The organism is Moorena sp. SIO3E8, assembly GCF_010692445.1.
GTDB lineage: Bacteria > Cyanobacteriota > Cyanobacteriia > Cyanobacteriales > Coleofasciculaceae > Moorena > Moorena bouillonii.
In genome coordinates this window covers 1-21,824 of record NZ_JAAHHM010000025.1, presented here as the reverse complement: position 1 = coordinate 21,824, position 21,824 = coordinate 1, and the positions used below count along the sequence as shown (strand labels likewise).

Below are 21,824 nucleotides of genomic sequence, written 5' to 3'. Positions count from 1 at the left end.
AAAATCTGGGTAAGGTTGCACCCAAATGCTGGAATTAGGAGATTTTCTGATTCACAACAATTAACAGAGTATGCCTTGGAAACCTTCAATAAAAAACGGCATCAATACCATGAGCCAAGAAGAATTTTCCCCAAAAGGAATACTCCTCAATAAGCAAATAGTCAACAAATATTCAATATTCAAGAATTTTTAAACCTTCAGCCAAAGCTCGTCACTATGAGCAAAATTGATCCCTTGAAATTGAGCAAAATTGGGCAACAGTGGCACAGGAATTCCATATCTCCGTAACCCCCTTAGGAAAACATGATGATTATCTGGTGCGCATCGAACGAGTGGCACCGGGAGTCTCATTGGCAGAAGAACAAGTCAGTTGGCCGGTAGAAGAATGGTTAACCCAGGCCAAGCAACTGATGAATGACCCCCTATTTAGTGTCCTGCAGGGTAGGGCAGCCGGGGTGGATGGCAGTTTTGCCATGCCATCTTGGGGAGAACCGTACTCTCAATCCTCTTTAAACTTAGTTGCCTTGGGTCAAGAGCTATACAATGCCCTATTTAAAGGAAGCTTGCGCGATAGCTGGATGATGGCGCAAGCGATCGCTCAAAATCAACGGTCGGTTTTGCGGCTGCGTCTAGGATTGAAAGGTACAGAATTACCCCGCCTACCTTGGGAAGTCCTCCATGCTGGGGATCGTCCCCTAGCCACAGGGACTGATGTGGCTTTCTCTCGCTACCAGATGACCAAAGGGTTGATTAGACCAGTTCCGAAGCCTTTGTCTCCACCGAATCAACCTCTGAAAATTTTGATGGTGATCGCCGGTCCAAGTGATCAAGAAAGTTTAGAACTCTTACAAGAAGCATCTCACCTGAAAGAAGAACTCCGCCATCGTTCACCCAATGGACCACCAGCGATTCATCTGACAATTTTGGAACAGCCAGGACGGGAACAGTTAACCCAAGCCCTGGAACAAGGAAAATATCAAGTCTTCCACTATGCTGGTCACTCTAACCTAGGGGAATCAGGTGGTGATGTCTACCTGGTTAGTAAAAAAACTGGTTTGACAGAGACCTTAAGGGGTGATGATCTAGCTGGATTGTTAGTTAATAATGGTGTCCAGCTGGCTGTATTCAACTCCTGTCGTGGTGCTCATACAGCTGCTTCACATACCCAAGAAAACGGTAACGATCAAAATCTTGCTCAAGCACTGGTTAAGCGCGGTATTCCTGGGGTTCTAGCCATGGCAGAGCGCATTCCCGATGAGGTAGCCCTGACCCTAACCAGACTATTATACCGTAACATCAACCAGGGTTACCCCATTGACCTCAGCCTCTCGCGAGCTAGACAAGGACTGATTTCTGCTTATGGCTCGAACCAGCTTTATTGGGCATTACCTGTTCTTTATCTGCATCCGGAATTTGATGGTTTCCTGACCAATGATGACCACAGTTATGACCGAACTCAAATATTTAGTCTGCCCGATCCTCCTGGAATGTCTGTAGGGTTAGACCCAGAAGAGGGTTTTTTTACGCCACCACAAGAGAGAGAATATACCACATTATCAGAATTTGAGGAAGACTCAGCTCTTGTCCCTAGGGCAGAAGCTGAGTATGACCATGAAAGTGTCACTGGTGTAACACCGGGTTTAGAATCCCATGAACTAGAAGCAGACGATCCCGCTGCTTTCATTAAGGGATTGCTGGATCAGCTGAATACAGAGGCGATTGGTGAGGATTCAACAATAACAGCATCGAATTCAGAGGGGTTATCCGAAAACCCTTACTCAGAGGCTGCTCAGAAGAACCTACCAGTCCATAGCCCAAGCCAACTCCCTGCTCCTTTGAAAGCTTCAGCCGCAACCCTGACACCGGCGTCTACGGAGGGCTCAACCCAATTAGCTCCAAAGCGTGAGGATACTACGGCAGAAGTTGAGGCTAAAAAGGTCACTAATCCTAAACACAAGGGTTTAAGGTTACCACGTTCACCACTGTGGATCGGACTAGGAGCAACGGGAACTCTTGCCTTGGTACTGGTGAGCATGTGGTTTTTCCAGAACCCTCCTAGTCCTGGGCTAGGGAGACAATTACCACCAGGTCTCTCTAAACCTGTTGATTACTCAAATGTTAATTTGACAAAGGCTAATACCAAGACCGTCACAGCGATCGCAATTGAAGCATTCAGTGAGGATAATATTATTCGAGGAACCGAAGCTGTAAGGGCATTGCTAGACCGGGGTGCATTACCTCAGGCTTCTGCTGCCCTTAAGGAAGTTCCCTCAGCAAAATTGAATCAGTCAATGGTGAGTTTTTTAAGAGGGCGTCTGGCATGGCAGTCGATCCAGACCGGCTCGGATGAATACAGTCTGGATGATGTCAGACGTTATTGGGAAAGAGCAGTTAAACAAGAACCTGACTCTTGGACTTACCGCAATGCCCTAGGGTTTGCCTATTACGCTGAAGGCAAATACGAGCGAGCTAACCAAGCTTGGTATGATGCATTGTACAGGAGTAGCAACGGGAAATCTACAATTGTTGGATCTGAAAAATCCAGCAATTCCCCAAAATGGAATACCTATGCTGGCTTAGGGCTAGGGTTGTGGAAATCTGCTCAACAACAAAACGGGTCTAAGCGGGCGAGTTTGTCCCAACAATCTCTTAAGCTACGGCAACAAGTGATCGCCAACGACCCGATTAACTTCCAACCTGATGCCTTGAGCAAGAACTGGCTTTGGTCACAGCAAGCGATTAAAGATTGGCAATCGCTGTTAGAGGTTAGAACTTCTAACAATTGACGGTTAATAGTCAACCGTCAAGAGTGAACAAAGGGCAAATTAAGAGCAAATTAAATCACCACTAGCCTCGGCTGATTACTGATCCCGCATCAAGGAAGACAGAGAGCGGCGCTTACGCATATCCATCATGTTGGCAAGAGTCTCGTCTTTAGCATTGGTCTGATCAGTAGGCTCCGGTGGCAAAACCGTTACCTCGGTCTGTTGGTCATCACTCCTGTTTTGTGATGGTGGTAATAATGGTACTGATTTTACTGGTTGTTGTTTGCGAGTCGCCTTACGGCGTCTAGAATTACGGCGTCGCCTTCTACTGCTGACACTAGATGTTATCGGTCTTTTCAGTTTCGTTTTCTGGCTTGAAAATTTTAGAGCCTGAGTAAGCAATAAGCAACCGCTGGCGCAGCCTACAGCAACAACACCAAACAACGACAGAGGCACAGCCTCTTTTGCTGCTGATGCCCGCAGTTGGGCCAGAGCTGGTTGTGGATTATTGGCTTCTTCCTCAATCGGTCCAGGATCAATCAGACCAATAGTTGCTATGCTACCGGCTAAGACCATAACAACCCAAAGCCCACCCCAAACAGCAATCTGATGATTGTATATTAGCTTTTGGATGGACTGGAAATAATCTTGCTTTTGAGCCTGATGACCTGATGGTTTAGACATCGACGCTCACGATTAGTTAAAAAACACGCTGACGGCATTTTAGCATGGCTAGTCAGTTCGACCAATGTCTTTAAGGAGGTTATTGGTGACACTACAGCGTAAATCCCAGTTTCAAGAATATTTAACCCCTGAGACTACTACTGAGACTACTACAGGGATCTCGACTCAAAATCCTACAGATTGTGTTAAGTTGATAGACTCATCCTGTTCTGCAATCCCTAAGCATCACCAAGATGACAATACCTCTCAATCTTGGACAATTGAGAAAAGTGAGGAGCTTTATCAGATCCAAGGCTGGGGAGAACCCTACTTTGCCATTAACACTCCTGGTCATATCATGGTTTCCCCTAAAGGCAATGGGGGCGGCTCGTTGGATTTGTTGGAACTGGTAGAATCCCTTAAGCAGCGCAACTTGGGACTACCATTATTAATCCATTTTTCAGATATCTTGGCAGACCAGATAGAGCAATTAAACGCCTGTTTTGCCCAAGCCATTAGTCGCTACAAATACCCTGGTCGTTACCAGGGAGTGTTTCCAGTTAAATGCAACCAGCATCGACATGTGGTAGAGGATGTCGTGTATTTTGGTCAACCTTATCAATTTGGTTTAGAAGTCGGTTCTAAACCTGAATTGATGATTGCTCTAGCAACATTGCTCACTCCGGATTCCCTAATTATTTGTAACGGCTACAAAGACCGGGAATATCTTGAAACTGCGCTTTTAGCTAGGCGATTGGGACATAATCCGATAATTGTCCTAGAACAGCTAGAGGAAGTGCAGCTAATCATTGAGGTGGCGGCTTCGTTAGGAAGCATCACACCAGTGCTGGGGGTGCGAGCCAAACTGAGTACACAAAGCATGGGTCGTTGGGGAAACTCTGTAGGAGATAAAGCTAAATTTGGTCTGAAAATTCCAGAAATACTCCAAGCCATTGACCAGCTACGGGAGGCTGGGATGCTTGAGTCATTGCAGCTGTTGCACTTCCACATCGGCTCTCAAATCTCTGCCATTAGCGTAATTAAAGATGCTATTCGCGAAGCCAGCCAAATTTATGCTGAGCTCAAGGGATTAGGGGTGAATATGCAGTATCTAGATGTAGGAGGTGGCTTGGCAGTGGATTACGATGGCTCCAAAACCAACTTCCATGCCTCCAAAAACTACAACATGCAGAACTATGCTAATGACATTGTGGCTGCGGTGAAGGAAGCTTGTGAGGAACATCAAATTCCAGCACCAACACTGATTAGTGAAAGTGGTCGTGCGATCGCATCCCACCAATCAGTCCTGATCTTTGATGTTTTGAGTACCAGTGATGTCGAAGCTCAATCCCCTCCACTGGCAACGGAACAAGACCATCTAATTATCCGAAATCTTTGGGAAACTTACTGTACTATCGACCTTGAGAATTACCAGGAAGCTTATCATGATGCCATCGAGCTTAACCAAGAAGCAAAAAGCCTGTTTAGTTTAGGGTATCTGAGCATTACTCAGCGGGCTAAAGCCGAGCAGCTTTATTGGGCGTGCTGTCAGAAGATTCAGGAAATTATCAGGACACAAGACTATGTTCCTGATGATCTAGCAGACCTGGAAACGATCATGGCATCAATTTACTATGTCAACCTATCAGTCTTCCAATCAGTGCCAGATTGCTGGGCAATTAACCAGCTATTTCCGATTATGCCCATCCATCGGCTGGATGAAGAACCAACTCAAAGGGGTATCCTGGCTGACCTTACCTGCGATAGTGATGGTAAGATTGACCAATTTATTGACCTGCGGGATGTTAAATCGTTGCTGGAACTACATCCTTTGCGCAAAGCCGAGGAGCCGGGGAGAATTTCCAATTCCAAATCCCAAATCCTAAATCCCAAATCGAAAGAACCCTACTATTTGGGTTTCTTCCTAGTCGGTGCTTACCAAGAGATTATGGGGAATTTACACAATCTTTTTGGTGATAGTAACGCAGTTCACATCAAATTAAGCCCCAGAGGGTATGAAATTGAACACGTGGTTAAGGGAGATACAATCACAGAAGTTTTGGGTTATGTGCAGTATGATGCTGAAGATTTGCTGGAAGGTATGCGCCGCCGCACAGAACAGGCCTTGCAAGATAACCGAATTACTTTGGCAGAATCTCAACGGCTGCTGCAAAATTATGAGCGTAGTTTGAGGAGTTATACCTATTTGAGTTGCTAAGCTGAGGACTTACCCAGTAACTCGAATTTTAGCGAAAGCTAAAAATCATAGGGTTTGGTGCTCAGTTTTGGGTAAGTCCTGCTAAAGGAAAGGATTTCATTGTACTCGCTACAGCAAAACCGATGGATAATATGATTCATGGCACACAGAAGCCCTAAATTAATCTGTGCCATCAATCACGAATCATTAACCTTGACATTACAGAATGTTTATCCTTAAGTTATAACCGTCGTTAAGCGCAAGTTTTACCAAGTGATTTAACTAACATGCCCACCAAAGAAAATCGCTTTTTGCAAGGGCGTAAAATCGCTCCGGGTCCGATTACGGCAGGAATCCCAATCACAGAGTTGATTGACCAGACGTTTCTAGCCTACAATTCGGGTCGGTTACGAGAAGCCTGCCAATTATTGGTAGAGCGGATGTTGCAGCCCAACGTAACGGTGGGTTTAAGTTTGACAGGGGCATTAACCCCCGCAGGGTTAGGAATGGCTGCAGTGATCCCACTGATGGAGGCAGGGTTTGTCGATTGGATAGTATCTACGGGAGCCAATCTCTACCACGACGCTCACTTTGGGATCGGATTGGAACTCCATCAAGGGCGGCACGATATTAGTGATGTGGTATTGCAGAAAGAAGGAGTTGTCCGGATCTATGACATTTTCTTCGATTATGACGTGCTGCTATCAACGGATAAGTTCTTTCGTCAGATCATTGAACAGCCTGAGTTTAAGGGTCGAATGGGAACGGCAGAGTTTCACTACCTCTGTGGTAAGTACATTGCAGCACGGGAGCAGACATTGGGACTGGAAAACCAATCCCTGCTGGCGGCAGCTTATCGGTTAGGAGTCCCTATCTATACCTCCAGCCCTGGAGATAGTTCGATTGGGATGAATTTAGCAGCGCTAGGGTTGCAGGGAACCGGACCAGTCATTGATGTGTCGAAGGATGTGAATGAAACCGCAGCAATTGTGCTGGCAGCTAAAAACAATGGGGGAGCCAGTGGGATTTGGATCTTGGGAGGTGGCTCGCCGAAAAATTTCATGTTGCAGACGGAACCGTATCTTCAAGAAGTCTTGGGTATTGATGAGAAGGGGCATGATTACTATCTTCAGGTAACTGATGCCCGTCCAGACACAGGGGGTTTGTCAGGAGCAACCCCATCGGAGGCGGTCTCTTGGTGCAAGCTTGATCCACAGAAGTTATCAGAAACAGTAGTGGTTTATTGCGACTCGACCATTGCTATGCCCCTACTGACAGCTTACTGCCTAGCTAAGGTAGCGCCTCGTCCTCTAAAACGCCTCTATGACCAACGGAAAGCTTTACTGGAGCAGTTGAAAAAGGCACATTTGGCTACCCAGGCTACAGCAGTTAGATAGCGTTTGTATCTGGGTTGTAAACACACTTATTGTCGAAAAAGGCAAGAGGCAAAAGGCAAGAGGCAAGAGGGTAAAGAGCTCCAGAGTTTTATTTGACAATAAAAAAAGACTTCCTAGGTTTACATCTCAAATACAAACGCTATATGCTGGTTTTTTTAGCAATTAGTTGTATACCTAGTTAAACAGGCAAGCTTGTACAAAACTCTAGCCCCAACATTACCATCCCACTCATCACCAGAGTCTCCGGGAGCAACTTCGCACAGATCAAAACCAATAATAGTTTTGCCAGCTTGGACTAGCGATCGCACTAAATAAATTGCCTCGTTATATTCCAATCCTCCCGGCACAGGAGTACCTGTATTGGGACAATAAGAGGGGTTTAATCCGTCAATGTCAAAGCTAATATAAACTTTATTCGGTAAATTAGCAATAATTTCCTGGCACTGGGCTGCCCAGGTTATACCTTCGTAAGTGTTAGCTTTGAGCTGCCAGTCATCAAACACTACAATCCGGCGATCGCTATGAGCCCAAGACATTTCCTCTTGACAAACATCTCGGATGCCAACCTGAACTAAACGATTAATCTGAGGTAGGGTCAGGGCATTGTACATGATCGAGGCATGGGAGTAAGTAAACCCCTCATAGGCTTGCCGGAGATCGGCATGGGCATCAATTTGTAAAATGCCGTATTCGTCGTGTTGCTGTGTTAGGGCTTGCATTAACCCAAGAGGAACACTGTGATCGCCACCGACGATGGCAACCAGCTTGCCTTGCTCCAGCAGTTCCAGTGCCTGAGTGTAAACCCAGTTGTTGAGAGCAGCACAGGCTTGATTAACGATGGCTAACTGTTTTGCGATCGCATCATCATCCACATTGCCACCAGCTTCTAAATACTGAATAATCTCTTTAGCTATCAACCTCATGGCACGATTTTGGTCTTGGATAGCTGAGTTAATTGGTATAGTCCCGCACCTCGTTTCCCAAGCTTGGGGTACATCAAAGTCGTACCAATCTAACTGTACCGAAGCTTGTATTATCCCTTGGGGACCGTTTGCTGCCCCCTCTCGGTAAGATGTGGTCACGTCCCAAGGAACAGGCAGGAAAACGATTGAAGCCTCCTCAACCGAATAGGGCAAGCCAAAGAAGCAGCCATTGGGCACAGTAATCTCATTAGGATTAAAAGTGGCTTGATTCATCTTTTTACCTCCTTGGAGACTCCCGTTATAGCCGAAGGCTTAACGGTGAAACGTGCCATATAAACACCTGGGGAAACCCCAGGTGACAGGCACTCAGGAAAGGGAGGGCAGGATCTAATCTGTATAGGCATAACCATCCTTTCTGTGAATAAATTGACAGTACTTGTGACTGATTCCCTGTACCATTCCTGATTTAGTTGAAATATTGAAATATCCCGATTTACGAGTTGCAACTCGTCCAACATAAGTGCCTATTTTCTTGCCTTTAGTGACAACAGCACGAACAATATCTCCTGTTTGAAAACCTTTATGAATTTTGACTCTTGAGCAGTAACGAATGGGAAACCCATACTTGTTTATTCTGCAAATTTGACGAGTTCCGTGACCTTTAGCAGCGACAAGCAAAGGTTTATAATCCTCAACAATTAAGGTATCAACTTTTCCAACATTTGCGGCATCTAACCAATGAGTTTTAGGTAGATTTTGACGACATCGGTTAAACTTAGTCAAACCGCCACTACCCACCTCAACAGGTAATCCGAACAACTTTAACTCATGGTATAACTTCCAACGAGTTGTATTAACAGCAGCCGCATCAGATAAAGGTCGTTTTGCTTGAGACAAAATTCTCTTTAAAATTTCAGGCTTCCCAGATAATAATTGTTCAATTTCCTGATTGGATTTAGCCTGATTACAGGAATGACAAGCAATAGCAAGATTGGAAACTCTATTAGAACCACCTTTGGATAATGGTTTAATATGTTCAATTTCTAGGTGAGTGCCTTTGGCTCCACAATAGGCACATTTGCGATTCCATTTTTCAAGTAAATATTCTCGAAGCTCGTAGCCATAAAGTGTACCTTGTTGATACTCAATACCAGATATCTCAGGATTCTGTAACTTCTGAGTGTCAAATCTAACCAATTCTTGAGACAGCCCTGTAATAGGACATAAACGAGTTAGTTTTTTAACCCAAGTCAAAATGTTATGAACTCTAGACATTAGGCTAGGAGCTAACCAACCTTTTGGTCTAGTTCTATTAAGAAATCTGGGCTGACGATATCGAGTTTTACGATGGCGTCGGGCACGCCTTAACTGCCTACGAGAGGTTAAGGCATCTCGAATTTGAAAGCCTCTGTGGGTAAGTTCACATCCCCAAACTACTCGGTTATTTTGAATGATTGCTAAACCACTTGTTTTTGAGCCAGGGTCTATTTTGAGTTGTGACCCGTGGGTTATTGGCTCTTCTATCTCCTCCGTTAAAATTATGGTAAATGGGTAACGACGATAGACTTTAGCTTTGCCTTTCGAGAGTATAATTCTAGCTCTCGCTGGTTTGCAGGGGTCTAAAGGTTGCCGATTTTTGTTAAGTACAAATACACGCATAACTGTGTTTTCTCCTATCGCTAGGGTAAAGTGAGCTTAGTCAAAGTTATTTCTCGGTACTTTCCCAATCGCACTGGCTTAACTCAACTACACCTGTTTAACGACCGGGTTCTAGAGCTGGGGACTAGCTACGCATCCCCAGGTAGGACTTTAACTCTTGGAAATAACGTAGTTCTTATAGAACTTAGACTGGTAAACTTTGAGCTTGAAAGCTCCCGCTAAGTTCGAAAGACTTAGCGGTGAGTTGTTTACGAGCCCTTGGTTAATTTTTCCTATTCTATCCGAACCTCGTCCCTACGGGCATCCTAGTATTAGGGATTAGGAATGCTTAGATTAGGCACACTTACATTAGGTACAAAAACCCTTAACCCAACCCCTAACGCCTAACCCCCAACCCTATTACCATCAAAACTAAATTAAAAAATTACTAGCACTATGGTAGATATCAAAGAAATTCCCCTAGAGCAAATCCGCCGTCCCCTACCACGACAAAATGATCCAAACAAGGTGGCGGCACTAATGGAATCAATTGCCAAAGAGGGTTTGCGCGAACCCATTGATGTGTTAGAAGTAGATGGGCAATACTATGGTTTTTCCGGTTGCCACCGTTACGAAGCACACCAGCGTTTAGGAAAAAAAACCATTAAGTGCCGCGTTCGTCGCGCTCCTAGTTCCGTCTTAAAACGGCATTTAGCGTGAAAATTAGCAATTTTGGGACAAAAATAAGTTCATACCTTGGGGTAATTCCCAAGGAAACCAGAATTGCTTAAAGTTAAGCTGTTTAAAGCTGACCGTCGCTACTATTAGTTTTGAGTAGGAACCTTTAGGAGAGTACTATGGCAACGATTGTACCTGTCAATATTGGTATTGATGAACAAGACCGCAAAGAGATTGCTGAGGGACTGTCTCGTCTGCTAGCGGACACTTATACCCTATACCTGAAGACCCATGCGTTCCACTGGAATGTTACCGGACCAATGTTCAACTCCCTACACCTGATGTTTGAGCAACAGTACAATGAGTTGGCTTTAGCAGTGGATGCGGTAGCAGAGCGGATTCGTACCCTAGGCTATCCTGCTCCTGGTAGCTACAGTCAGTATGCGCAATTATCCTCCATTCCAGAAACCAGCGATGTTCCGGAGGCTGAGGAAATGGTGCGCTTGCTAGTGGAAGCGAATGAGGCAGTGGTAAGAACTGCACGGTCTGTTTTCCCAGCGGCTGAACGTGCTAACGATGAGTCCACAGCTGACCTGTTGACCGAACGGATGAGCATACATGAGAAAACGGCTTGGATGCTGCGCAGTATTTTAAAATAAGCTTGTAATTATGTACATATATCCCCCCTAGCCCCCCTTAAAAAAGGGGGGAATTAGATTCAAAAGTCCCCCTTTTTTAAGGGGGATTTAGGGGGATCTGAATCAGGGATTAACAAAATTGACATGCTCCCAATATGAAGGATGAAATAGTTCAATTTATCGGTTGTTAAAGAACTGATATCCTTTGAGCTATATCTATTCATCCCTCAATATTTCCCTTTCTTCCTTTATCTTTCATGCTTCACTTAGGAGTTTGATTGGAAAAAAACTTGAGGGCTAAAGTGTTCCTGATCACACGAAGTAACTGCCTTGGGTAATCGAAGAGTAAACCTACTACCAACACCTCGTTCGCTGTATACTTGCAAGCTACCGTGGTGGGCTTGAGCGATCGCATTAGCAATTGCCAGTCCTAATCCGGAACCTCCTGTGTGACGAGAGCGATCGCAATTTACCCGATAAAAGCGATCAAAAATTCGCCCTTGGTCTTCTGGGGCAATACCAATCCCCGTATCTTCTACCTGGATCACCGCCTGTTGGTCGCTCTTGTCTAAAATAACAGTTACTTTACCACCCACAGGGGTGTATTGGATACCATTAATAATTAAATTAGAAACTAAGCGATAAAGCTGCTCAGAATCACCCACAACCTCCAGAGGAGTTTGCACTCGCACCGAAGATGTCAACGTAATTTCGGAAGCGATTGCCAAGGCTGCCAATTCCTCAACTAAATCGCTAACCAGGTCATTGAGACAGCATGTCTGGTGACCTACAGATGCTGGTTGTCTATCTAAGCGAGACAACAACAACAAATCCGCAACTAACTGACTCAGCCGCTGATTTTGACGTTCAACAATTTCCAGAATGTTTCGTGCTTCTTGTTGATCCAAGCTGGGCATCAAAAGTGCCGACTCAACCGTTGCCAGTGTTGCAGCTATCGGTGTCCGTAGCTCGTGGGCAGCATCGGCGGTAAACTGTTGAATCTGTCTGTAGGATTGGTAAATAGGTTCTATTGCCAACCCTGCTAACCACCAACTGCCACTGCCGACTAAGATCATTGCCATTGGCAGACCCAATGCCAAGATTAATTTTACCGTATTGAGGTAGTTGTTGAGGTATTGGAGAGAGTGCCCCACCTGCAAATACCCCCAATCCCGCTGATCTTGAGTATGTAGCGATAGAGAAATTTGGTGATAGGAGTTGCCCTTACCATCGGAAATGGTTTGCCAAGGTGCTTGATTAAACACCTGGGGTAATCCCTCTGGGTAACTTCCTGCAACGGCAATTAAACGTCCTGAGGTATCAAATAGGCGGATGTAGTAGTGACCTTGGCTAAGAGCACTGAGGATGTGGCGCTGGGAACTCACCAGTGGTTTAGAACAGTTAACTCCAACGATACACAGATTCGGTAAAAGTTCCCCAATTATCGGCTCTACCTGTCCAGGTTCCTTGAGCTTCCATTCCAGACTATCATGGAGTGTGCCCGCAACGGATTTTAACTCCCGGTCTGAAGTGACTAAATGGGTATGAACGATCGCTCTGTAAACACCAAATCCCAACAGGCTCAAAATAAACCCCATCACGATGGCATAGGAAAGTGCTAATTTCCCACGAGTCTGGTTAAATAGCCTATTTTGATTCATGATTTTTTCAGATTGAGACGATATCCCAAACCATGCACAGTTTCAATCGGAATCCTGGAGTTGATTGATTGGAGTTTCCGACGTAGCAGGCGCATTTGAGCCGCCACTACGTTACTGATCGGTTCTGCACTCACTTCCCAAAGTTGATTGCGGATTTGGTTGGTGGTCATCACCTGATTGGGATGCTTCATGAAATACTCTAAGAGCTGGAATTCTTTATTCGTTAGTGGAATGTCGAGTTTCTCACCGTTAGCAGCAAGACGATAAACCGTTCGGTTACCATAGTCTAAAATAAGCTCACCCACCTGAAGTTGTTGGGGCTGGAGTAGGGGTGTTCGCCGGTGCAAGGCTCTAACTCTTGCTAGCAACTCTGCCATTCGGAAAGGTTTGACTAAATAGTCATCGGCTCCCGTATCCAAACCCATCACTCTATCTTCCAAGCGGTCTTTTGCCGTTAGCATCAAAATAGGTAAGGGATTATTACGATAGCGTAACTGACGCAGTAACTCTAGTCCCGATAGCCCTGGCAGCAACCAGTCGAAGATAGCTAGGGTATATTGGGTTTCGTGGTTGTTTAAATAACCCCAAGCGTCAGTGCCGTTAACAACCAAGTCCACCACGTACTTCTCTATATTTAACGCTCGCTTAATTGCAGCACCCAAATCTGGCTCATCTTCAACTAGCAGTACTCTCATCTGTCTCTTCCCGCTGGATACTTTGTCTATAGTAGCGATATGCGGGAAAGAAAGCGGGGCAGGGTGTAACTTTCCTTGGATAAATTAGCTTAAAGCTGCACGAACCTATAGCCAATGTATCTAATAGCAAAGGGTAATTTGGAGCAGGGAATAGCGAGTAGCAATTATATAATATTGTATCAAAAAATCTCACAATTCCTACACGACTCCTAAAGCATTAATTCTAAACCATACAATGAAATTGTGACAGTCATTAACAAATTTTAACAAATCAATTTCCTACTCTCAGAAGCTTAAGCATTACGAAAGTCCTAAAAAAAAATAATTTCATCGATACCTAACATTTCATCCTGATTTCATATTTGCTTGTGATACTGAATCAGGACGACAGCAAACGACCATCCTGACATCTTAGGTGTCTGGGTGGAGACTATGGTGACTACTGGCACCCTCTGCTGAGCATAAAAAGCACTGATCCATTATGCACAAGACAGAAAAAATCCTGGCTTCAACGTTTACCTTTTTGCTGCTGATAGCGATCGCACCAGTTGCTGTTTTCGCCCATGCCGGGCATGGCAATGAGTTCCAAAGCGGAACCGAAGCCACCAGCAATCCCGAAGGAATTAAGGTAGATGCCACCACCGCTAGTCAAATTGGGATTAAACTCCAATCCGTCTCTAGGCAGTTTTTGGATATTGGGATTAAAACCACCGGGCAAATTGAAACCCAGCCCAACCAACAGGCGCAAGTAACAGCGCCGATTCCCGGTACAGTTGCTAAACTTTTGGTCAAACCAGGTCAGAGGGTCAAAAAAGGTCAAGCGGTTGCTGTCATCTCTAGCTTGGAGTTAATTGAATTGCGGGTTGAGTCTCTCGACAGACTGACTGAAGCTAAGGCAACATTGGGAGAAGCTGAGGCAAATCTCGAACTAGCTAGGGAAAATTTAGAACGTCAGCGTCAAATTGCTGCTGCTGAAATCGATGAAGCTGAAACTCAGCTAGCAGTAGCCCAAGAAGAGTACGATAAAGACCTAGCATTAGCAATCGAAGGTGCTCTGGCTCGACGTCAGATGCTAGAGTCGAAAACTAAGCTAGCAGAGGCTAAAACCTTACTGAAAAGAGCATTTAGCCGTCGGGAAGTTCTGGAAGCAGAAGCGGAACTAAAACGGGCTCAAACAGCGGTTAAGGCTGCCAAATCTCGGGTTCAACTGAGCGATACTACCTACAAAACCCGATTGGAACAACTTAGTAATTCTGCTAATGAGCAAGGAAAGGTAACGGTGCTTACTCCAATTTCCGGTAGAGTAGCGCAGTGGCAAGTAACCTTGGGTGAATCCTTTGAAGACGCAGGTGGGCAACTGATGACGATTGTTAACAATAATCAAGTCTGGGCAACTGCTAATATTTATGAAAAAGACTTATACAAGGTAAAAATAGGTCAAAAGGTCAGATTAGAAGTTTCTAGTCTGCCTAATCAGACTTTTACAGGTCAAGTTACCCAAATCGACCCGATAGTGGCAGGTCAGACACGAGTAGTGCCAGTTAGGGTAAGGTTGGATAATCCTGGAGGGCAACTAAAACCAGGAATGTTTGCTCAATTAAAGATTTTGACTGATAAAACCAGTGTAGCTACTTTAGCGATTCCTCAAGATGCTTTGGTGGATGCTAATGCTAAGCAACTGGTTTATGTAGAAAATGGTCAGAACTTCTATGAACCTGTAGAACTTACTCTCGGTTCAACTTTTGGGGATTTGGTGGAAGTCAAAAATGGTTTATTTGAAGGTGACCAGATTGTGGCTGAAGGGGGGGTGATGTTGTACGCCCAATCCTTAAGGGGTGGCTCTAAAGCTGATCACCATGAACATGAGCAAGAAGAACATAATCATGAGGCAAAATCGACTAACGTTAATGTTGCTAGCCTACCCTGGTGGTGGGTTTTGCCTGTAGGAGGGGTAATTACAGCTGGTGCTTTTATGCTGGGACAGCGCACTGCTTCACAATCAAGACCAGCACCTATAGAAATTTCAGATGAACTGACCAATAATAGCTATCATGCCACTGCTGGTGTAAAAGGAAATGGTCAGAGCAATGGGGATGGCTATTTAGATTCGGCGATTCCTAATCGTTTCGTAAACAAGCAATAATCAGCAAGGCTATAGGTAAGACCAACATGCTTAACTCGATCCTGAAGTGGTCTATTGCTCGACGCTGGCTAATTGTAATTGGCGCTATCATCGTCACAGTTTGGGGATTTCGCATTGTTTCCCAAATGCCCTTAGATGTATTTCCGAATTTTGCTCCTCCCCAAGTTGAAATTCAAACGGAAGCACCGGGATTGGCTCCAGAAGAAGTGGAATCTCTAGTCACTTTGCCTGTCGAAAGCGCGATCAATGGTATTCCTGGATTGACTACAGTACGCTCGTCTTCGGGAGTAGGCATTTCCGTAGTAAAAGTTATCTTCAAATGGGATACTAATATCTATCAAGCTCGCCAGTTAGTAACTGAACGGTTACAACAAGCTGCTGCCAGATTACCGGAAGGAGTAGAATCACCACAAATTTCTCCCCTTTCCTCGCCCATTGGAACCATTCTTTCTTACGCTTTTACCATTGACGAAGATGTAGAGACCGGAGATGTCCCCTCTAAAATTGACCTAATGGCTGTGCGTCGATTGGTTGACCGAGATATTACCAACCAATTATTGGCAGTAGCGGGGGTAACTCAGGTAATTGCCTATGGGGGAGATGTGCGTCAGTATCAGGTACTGGTTGACCCTGCCAAGTTAACCGCTTTTGATGTTTCCTTAGCAGAAGTTACCGAAGCAGCAGCAGCAGCAAATACTAATGCGGCGGGTGGCTTTCTGATTAGTCCAGACAAGGAACTATTAATTCGAGGCATTGGACGAGTTGAGTCAATCGAGGATTTAGAACAATCGGTGGTAGTAGCACGTAATGGCACACCAGTGCTGCTTTCTGATCTCGCTGATGTCCGCATTGGTGCTGCCTTGAAGCGGGGTGATGGTAGCTTGGATGGGAAAAAAGCGATTGTGGTGCTAGTTAACAAACAGCCCCTGGTTGATACTCCTACTGTTACCAAAGCGGTAGAAGCAGCCATGGAGGAAATTAAAGGGGGTTTGCCGGGGAATGTCAAGGTTACTGTTACGTTCCGCCAGTCCGATTTTATTGATTCCTCAATTAAAAATGTCAGGAATGCTTTGCGCGATGGCATCATCATTGTTTCTATTATTCTGTTTCTGTTCTTGATGAACTGGCGCACTGCCATTATTACCCTCAGCGCCATTCCTCTGTCTTTGTTGATTGGGATGATGCTACTCAATCTCTTTGGTTTGGGAATTAATACCATGACTTTGGGAGGACTAGCTGTAGCAATTGGGTCAGTGGTGGATGACTCAATTGTAGACATGGAAAATTGCTACCGGGGATTACGAAAAAATCAGCAAGCAGGAAATCCCCTCAACCCTTTACAGGTGGTTTATAACACCTCAGTGGAAGTGCGAGTTAGTGTGCTGTTTTCTACAGTAATTATCGCTGTAGTCTTCGCACCAATTTTTACCCTTACTGGTGTTGAAGGTCGTATCTTTGCACCGATGGGAGTAGCCTATCTAGTGTCAATTTTTGCCTCTACATTTGTAGCCTTGACTCTGAGTCCAGCTTTGTGTGCTTTCTTGCTTGCTACTGTACAGTTACCAGAAGAAGAAACTTGGGTAGCACGGTTTTCTAAGAAACTATATCAGCCATTAATTCGGTTTTCTCTTCATGCTCCCAGTCTAGTTTTGCTAACAGCAGTAGCAGGGTTTGTCGCTTCTCTAATTATTTTTACCTCTCTAGGACGAGTCTTTTTACCAGAGTTTCAGGAGCGATCGCTTGTCAATGCTTTCACTCTCTATCCTGGTGTCTCTCTGGAAATGACGAATCGCGCTGGTTCAGCCATGCAACTAGCTCTTCAAGATGACCCTCGGTTTGAGTCAGTGCAGTTACGTTCAGGGCGTGCTCCCGGTGATGCTGATGCTGGTAGTGTTACTCTCGGCCATTTGGATGTGGAAATTTCAGAGGAGGGGATGAAAGACCGAAAAGCAACGATTGAGAAACTCCGTGAGGAATTTGCCAAGTTACCGGGGGTAGCCCCTAGTATTGGTGGTTTTATTTCCCATCGCATGGATGAAGTCCTCTCAGGAGTCAGGAGTGCGATCGCAGTCAAAATTTTTGGTCCAGAACTCTCCGAATTACGAACTATTGGTGCTCAAGTTCGAGATGCCATGCAAGATATTCCTGGTGTGGTGGATCTAATTCTTGAACCCCAAATTCCGATCAAACAGGTGCAAATTACGTTTGACCGCACTGCTGCTGCTCGTTATGGTCTTAGTGTTGGTCAGCTTTCAGACATTGTTGAAACTGCTCTCAATGGTAGAGTTGTCTCGCAAGTACTGGAAGAGCAACAGTTATTTGATTTAGTAGTGTGGTTGAAAGCCGAATACCGCAATAATCTTAATACCATTAGCAACCTGCTAGTTGACACTCCCACGGGCACTAAGATTCCTCTTGCCCAAGTTGCTAACATTAGTTATGGTAAGGGACCCAACACCATCAACCGCGAAAACGTTTCTCGGCTGATTGTGGTCTCAGCTAACGTTGCTGATCGAGATTTAGGTAGTGTAGTTGAAGAGATTCAAGCCAAAGTCAAGGAGAGAGTGCAATTACCTTCCGGTTACTTTATCCAATATGGAGGACAGTTTGAATCAGAACAACGAGCATCTCAAAGTTTACTAGTATTCGGTACTCTGGCACTGATTGTGATTGCTGTTTTAATGTACTTTGCTGTCAAGTCAATTTCAGCAACAGTAATGATTATGCTCAATCTGCCTCTAGCATTAACTGGGGGAATTTTTTCCGTTGCCCTCGGTGGTGGTATTCTCTCTGTTGCTTCCATGGTAGGCTTTATCACTCTCTTTGGTGTTGCTACCCGCAATGGTTTACTTCTGGTAGATAATTACAACAATAAATTGGCTCAGGGAATGCCTTTAAAGCAAGTAATCATTGAAGGTTCAATGGAACGATTAGTGGCAATTTTAATGACGGCGTTGACTTCAGCTTTAGGGATGGTTCCTCTGGTAATTGGCACGGGGGCAGGGAAAGAAATTTTACAGCCATTGGCAATAGTTGTGCTGGGAGGATTGTTTACGTCTACAGCTTTAACCTTATTGGTATTACCAGCTTTGTATGCTCAGTTTGGTCGCTTTTTCATATCTAAACCAATCACTCCAGAGATTTCACCTGAAGAATTAAATTCATCTTTTAAAAGTGGTTCAGTGGTGGGTCAATAGTGACAGGGAGCAGGGAGCAGGGAGCAGGGAGCAGGGAGCATAAAAACAAATTGTCTACTTCATAGTCAGTAAAACCGCTTTATTAAATGTAAATAGTTTTAGTGCTTATCAAAAAAATAAATTAGTTTTAAAGGAGTCAAACTATGAGTTCGTGGTTGCAGTCAAATTTAATTGTTATCTCTAGTGTGGTATTGATGTTTTTAGCCTCTTGCGGCAATAGTACACAGGATACTAATAAAACTACTTCCTCAGAGACAACTGCAAAAACTAATGAAGTTCACTCTTCCAATGATGGTCACAATCACTCCCACACTAATGGGGATGGTTATTCCCAAGGTGGTCAAATTATTGAATCTGGACCTTATCATTTAGAATTGTTGCCTATTGTAGAAAAACAGGGAATTCACTTAGACTTTTTTCTACAACAGGGTGAGGAACACAAAAGTGTATCTAATGCCAAAGTCAAGGCTCAAATCCAGTTACCAAATGGTGAGCAAAAGAATCTAGATTTCAGCTATGATCAGGCTGGTAAACATTACGCTGCTTTTTTACCAGGGAAAGCTACTGGGGAATATAAGGTGGTCATTCAAACTGACATTAACGGAAAAAAAATCAACGGTCGCTTTTCCTTTAAACAATAAATTTTGAATAACTTTTTTGGGTAAAGACATCATGAATCGTTTGGTTAGCGCATTACTAGTTAGTTCTACTTTATTTCTGGCTCAAAGTTGTTCAACACCAGTGCAATCTGGAGATGCATCTGTTGAGGGAGATAAACACCATGGTCACCATAATCACAATGAGCATGGTCATCACCATGGTAGCCATGGTCACGGAAATAAACCATCTGTAAATACTAAAGCTATACTAACGACTCCCTCAACAATTAATTTAGATAAACCAAATAATTTGGTAATTGAGATTCAAGACTCTGAGGGAAATGCTGTTCCTGATTTTGAGATTTTCCAAGAAAAAATAATGCATTTAATTGTAGTCAGTGATGATCTTGATTTTTACGATCATATTCATCCTGATTACAAAGGTAATGGACGCTTTGAAGTTGAAGCTAATTTTCCTCAACCTGGTAATTACACCCTTTTTAGCGATTACAAACCGACTGGAAACCCAGAGCGAGTTTCCGTACTAAAAGTAAAAGCACCAGGAAATAGTTCATCTCTAACTGATATAGAAATTAAAAACACTAAAGTTTTTGGCAATACCAAGGTTGAGCTGAGTTTTGATCAACCCAAAGTTAAGGCTAATGAAGAAGTCATGATTAGCTTTAAATTAAAAGATGCTACTAATAATAATCCGGTTACTGATTTACAACCTTATTTGGGAGAAGCTGGTCATTTAGTAATTGTTAAAAAATCAGAATCTATAACAGCATCTGATTACATTCATGCTCACGCACTTCCAGGTAAAACTACTGAACCGATACGTTTTGCTACCCAATTTCCTGAAAAAGGCACATATAAAGTGTGGGGTCAATTTAAGCGTAATGGTGAGATTGTAACCGCTGATTTCTGGGTAAATGCACTTTGAGCAAATATCTAATTTGGTAAGCATTCAGCAGTTGGCGATCAGCGATTAGCTGATCGCACTTACCAATAATCACAATAAGGGATATGATGATTACTCTATTGGAGTTGATCAGATTTATAAATCTTCTCCTGTTATCCTTTATCCTTGATACTTCAGCCTGGAAATGACCGAGTCTTCCTATCCCAATTACAGTGAACAGTTGCGACAACTTATGGCAAAAGTGGGTATTCCTAGTTTTAAGCAACTCAGTCTCAGGGCTGATGTTTCGGAGTTGCAACTGAGGCGTTTGCGGAAAGGTCAGGTGTCGCAGATGCAGGTAAAAACGCTGCTGAAACTTGCTCAAGCGTTGCAGGTGTCGGTGAATCAGTTACTGGTTATGTTTTTGCCAGATTCTGTTTCTACGTTACAGGAGGAAGACTCAACATTCAAGCAGGAGTACCAGCGTCTAGAACAGCAGTTGGAACAGCAGCGCGAGACTTTAATGCAAGAGTTTCAGCAATCTAGTTTACAAGTGCTAGAATCCTGGCTAGTGCAATGGCCGACTGCTGCTTATGCGGCACAACAGAATGAGCAGTTACCAGCTGTGAGATTATTGCCCCTGGTAAAGCCAGTGGAACAGTTGCTAGAAAAATGGGGTGTGGATGCGATCGCATCTGTGGGGGACGAACTCCCTTACGATCCACAACAACACCAACTCATGTCAGGCAGTGCTCAACCAGGTGATCGGGTTAGGGTACGTTACACTGGCTACCGCATTGGTGATAAGTTGCTGCATCGTGCTAAAGTTAGTCCAGCTTAAGTGACTGCTTTGATACCATTAAGATGCCCATCTTCCATATTAACAATCCGGTCAGCAATATCGAGAATTCGATTGTCGTGAGTAACCAGTAAAATTGTACATCCCTGTTCTTTAGCTAACTGCTGCATTAAATCCACCACTTCACGACCGGATTTACTGTCTAGTGCTGCTGTTGGTTCATCTGCTAAGAGTATCTTGGGATTACCCACTAAAGCACGAGCGATCGCGACTCGTTGTTTTTGTCCTCCAGAAAGTTTATCTGGGTAGTAATTCACCCACTTACCTAACCCCACTGCTTCCAATATAGCTACTGATTTAGTAATAGCATCTTTAGTAGAAAGTTCTGGATGTAGTTCTGCTGACATTTGCACATTTTGGCGAGCTGTTAAACTCTTGAGTAAGTTATGAGCCTGGAAAATATAGCCAATATGACGCCGCACTGCTATAAAATGACGTTTATTGGCTCCGAGGAGTTGCTGTCCTAGAATTTTGAGACTACCAGCTTGAGGCGATCGCAATCCTCCGATTAGGGTTAGTAATGTCGTCTTACCCGATCCCGAAGGACCAGTCATCAACACAATTTCTCCTTGGTGGATGTCTAGGTCAATATCAAACAAAACCTGTTTCCGTAGAAAACCCTTACCAAAGTAATGGTTGAGATGCTTAATCGATACAACTGCTTCGTCCACCATGACAGTTTTCGTTCCTACCTAGTTATTAGTTATTGATTATAGTTTTAGGGTAAGCATTCAGCCGTCGTAAGCATTCAGGTGATGGGGTTGACAAAAAGGGAAGGATGAGTAGTAGTGTAGAACCATGGAAATCAAACCGCCAGCTATCCCAAATAGCTTTGAAGCTCTGGAACTGCTGCCCCAATCAGTTCTG

The 21,824-nt window shown here is 44.2% G+C and carries 16 protein-coding genes; 10 read left to right on the top strand and 6 right to left on the bottom strand.

Translation table 11 applies throughout. The features are described from left to right. Positions 1–260: 260 nt before the first annotated feature. Entirely contained in the window at positions 261–2,786 is a 2,526-nt protein-coding gene (locus tag F6K46_RS13525; protein ID WP_293054058.1) for a CHAT domain-containing protein, read from the top strand. A 75-nt stretch (positions 2,787–2,861) separates the two neighbouring features. On the opposite strand, the gene F6K46_RS13520 is transcribed toward F6K46_RS13525, so the two are convergent. Then, complete coding sequence (locus F6K46_RS13520; RefSeq protein ID WP_293054055.1) at positions 2,862–3,449, bottom strand: hypothetical protein; 588 nt, start codon at positions 3,447–3,449, stop codon at positions 2,862–2,864. Positions 3,450–3,513: 64 nt separating this feature from the next. Between F6K46_RS13520 and speA the strand changes: the two genes are divergently transcribed. After that, positions 3,514–5,646, top strand: coding sequence for a biosynthetic arginine decarboxylase (speA, locus tag F6K46_RS13515; RefSeq protein WP_293054052.1), 2,133 nt, complete (start codon positions 3,514–3,516; stop codon positions 5,644–5,646). Between the two features lie 266 nt (positions 5,647–5,912). Beyond that, a complete protein-coding gene (gene speY, locus F6K46_RS13510) occupies positions 5,913–7,022 on the top strand; it encodes a deoxyhypusine synthase (RefSeq protein WP_293054049.1) in 1,110 nt (369 codons plus the stop codon). Positions 7,023–7,177: 155 nt separating this feature from the next. On the opposite strand, the gene F6K46_RS13505 is transcribed toward speY, so the two are convergent. Next, a complete protein-coding gene (locus tag F6K46_RS13505) occupies positions 7,178–8,218 on the bottom strand; it encodes an agmatinase family protein (protein WP_293054047.1) in 1,041 nt (346 codons plus the stop codon). A 114-nt stretch (positions 8,219–8,332) separates the two neighbouring features. After that, positions 8,333–9,604 carry an RNA-guided endonuclease IscB gene (gene iscB / locus F6K46_RS13500; protein WP_293054045.1) on the bottom strand — a complete coding sequence of 424 codons (1,272 nt, stop codon included), beginning with the start codon at positions 9,602–9,604 and terminating at the stop codon, positions 8,333–8,335. 435 nt (positions 9,605–10,039) lie between these two features. On the opposite strand from iscB, the gene F6K46_RS13495 reads away from it, so the two are divergent. Beyond that, on the top strand, positions 10,040–10,303 hold the full coding sequence (locus tag F6K46_RS13495; protein ID WP_293054043.1) for a sulfiredoxin: 264 nt from the start codon (positions 10,040–10,042) through the stop codon (positions 10,301–10,303). Positions 10,304–10,440: 137 nt separating this feature from the next. Beyond that, positions 10,441–10,920 (top strand): Dps family protein, encoded by a 480-nt coding sequence (locus tag F6K46_RS13490; RefSeq protein ID WP_070390839.1) that lies wholly within the window; start codon positions 10,441–10,443, stop codon positions 10,918–10,920. Between the two features lie 245 nt (positions 10,921–11,165). Here the strand turns inward: F6K46_RS13490 and rppB are convergent, their stop codons facing one another. Then, on the bottom strand, positions 11,166–12,560 hold the full coding sequence (gene rppB, locus F6K46_RS13485) for a two-component system sensor histidine kinase RppB (protein ID WP_293054037.1): 1,395 nt from the start codon (positions 12,558–12,560) through the stop codon (positions 11,166–11,168). Continuing rightward, positions 12,557–13,255, bottom strand: a complete 699-nt coding sequence (gene rppA, locus F6K46_RS13480) for a two-component system response regulator RppA (protein WP_293054034.1) — start codon at positions 13,253–13,255, stop codon at positions 12,557–12,559. Before rppA ends, rppB begins: the two co-directional genes overlap by 4 nt. A 481-nt stretch (positions 13,256–13,736) precedes the next feature. On the opposite strand from rppA, the gene F6K46_RS13475 reads away from it, so the two are divergent. The 5 genes from F6K46_RS13475 to grpE all read left to right on the top strand — a co-directional run bounded on the left by F6K46_RS13475 (position 13,737) and on the right by grpE (position 20,939). Continuing rightward, the gene (locus F6K46_RS13475) at positions 13,737–15,398 is read left to right on the top strand and encodes an efflux RND transporter periplasmic adaptor subunit (RefSeq protein WP_293054031.1); all 1,662 of its coding nucleotides are present in this window, start codon (positions 13,737–13,739) and stop codon (positions 15,396–15,398) included. 26 nt (positions 15,399–15,424) lie between these two features. Continuing rightward, positions 15,425–18,595: an efflux RND transporter permease subunit gene (locus tag F6K46_RS13470; RefSeq protein WP_293054028.1), complete on the top strand. Its 3,171-nt coding sequence runs from the start codon at positions 15,425–15,427 to the stop codon at positions 18,593–18,595. A gap of 143 nt (positions 18,596–18,738) precedes the next feature. Next, positions 18,739–19,236, top strand: a complete 498-nt coding sequence (locus tag F6K46_RS13465) for a hypothetical protein (protein ID WP_293054025.1) — start codon at positions 18,739–18,741, stop codon at positions 19,234–19,236. A gap of 16 nt (positions 19,237–19,252) precedes the next feature. Continuing rightward, positions 19,253–20,140 carry a hypothetical protein gene (locus tag F6K46_RS13460; RefSeq protein WP_293054022.1) on the top strand — a complete coding sequence of 296 codons (888 nt, stop codon included), beginning with the start codon at positions 19,253–19,255 and terminating at the stop codon, positions 20,138–20,140. Between the two features lie 163 nt (positions 20,141–20,303). Beyond that, a complete protein-coding gene (gene grpE / locus F6K46_RS13455; protein ID WP_293054019.1) occupies positions 20,304–20,939 on the top strand; it encodes a nucleotide exchange factor GrpE in 636 nt (211 codons plus the stop codon). On the opposite strand, the gene F6K46_RS13450 is transcribed toward grpE, so the two are convergent. Further along, positions 20,936–21,631, bottom strand: coding sequence for a DevA family ABC transporter ATP-binding protein (locus tag F6K46_RS13450; RefSeq protein WP_293054016.1), 696 nt, complete (start codon positions 21,629–21,631; stop codon positions 20,936–20,938). The genes grpE and F6K46_RS13450 overlap by 4 nt on opposite strands. Positions 21,632–21,824 lie beyond the last annotated feature (193 nt).

Excerpts from the sequence above, each read along its gene's own strand:
- F6K46_RS13520 (WP_293054055.1), bottom strand. The coding sequence starts at position 3,449 with ATGTCTAAACCATCAGGTCATCAGGCTCAAAAGCAAGATTATTTCCAG.
- speA (WP_293054052.1), top strand. The coding sequence starts at position 3,514 with ATGTCTTTAAGGAGGTTATTGGTGACACTACAGCGTAAATCCCAGTTT.
- speY (WP_293054049.1), top strand. The coding sequence starts at position 5,913 with ATGCCCACCAAAGAAAATCGCTTTTTGCAAGGGCGTAAAATCGCTCCG.
- F6K46_RS13505 (WP_293054047.1), bottom strand. The coding sequence starts at position 8,218 with ATGAATCAAGCCACTTTTAATCCTAATGAGATTACTGTGCCCAATGGC.
- iscB (WP_293054045.1), bottom strand. The coding sequence starts at position 9,604 with ATGCGTGTATTTGTACTTAACAAAAATCGGCAACCTTTAGACCCCTGC.
- F6K46_RS13495 (WP_293054043.1), top strand. The coding sequence starts at position 10,040 with ATGGTAGATATCAAAGAAATTCCCCTAGAGCAAATCCGCCGTCCCCTA.
- F6K46_RS13490 (WP_070390839.1), top strand. The coding sequence starts at position 10,441 with ATGGCAACGATTGTACCTGTCAATATTGGTATTGATGAACAAGACCGC.
- rppB (WP_293054037.1), bottom strand. The coding sequence starts at position 12,560 with ATGAATCAAAATAGGCTATTTAACCAGACTCGTGGGAAATTAGCACTT.
- rppA (WP_293054034.1), bottom strand. The coding sequence starts at position 13,255 with ATGAGAGTACTGCTAGTTGAAGATGAGCCAGATTTGGGTGCTGCAATT.
- F6K46_RS13475 (WP_293054031.1), top strand. The coding sequence starts at position 13,737 with ATGCACAAGACAGAAAAAATCCTGGCTTCAACGTTTACCTTTTTGCTG.
- F6K46_RS13470 (WP_293054028.1), top strand. The coding sequence starts at position 15,425 with ATGCTTAACTCGATCCTGAAGTGGTCTATTGCTCGACGCTGGCTAATT.
- F6K46_RS13465 (WP_293054025.1), top strand. The coding sequence starts at position 18,739 with ATGAGTTCGTGGTTGCAGTCAAATTTAATTGTTATCTCTAGTGTGGTA.
- grpE (WP_293054019.1), top strand. The coding sequence starts at position 20,304 with ATGACCGAGTCTTCCTATCCCAATTACAGTGAACAGTTGCGACAACTT.
- F6K46_RS13450 (WP_293054016.1), bottom strand. The coding sequence starts at position 21,631 with ATGGTGGACGAAGCAGTTGTATCGATTAAGCATCTCAACCATTACTTT.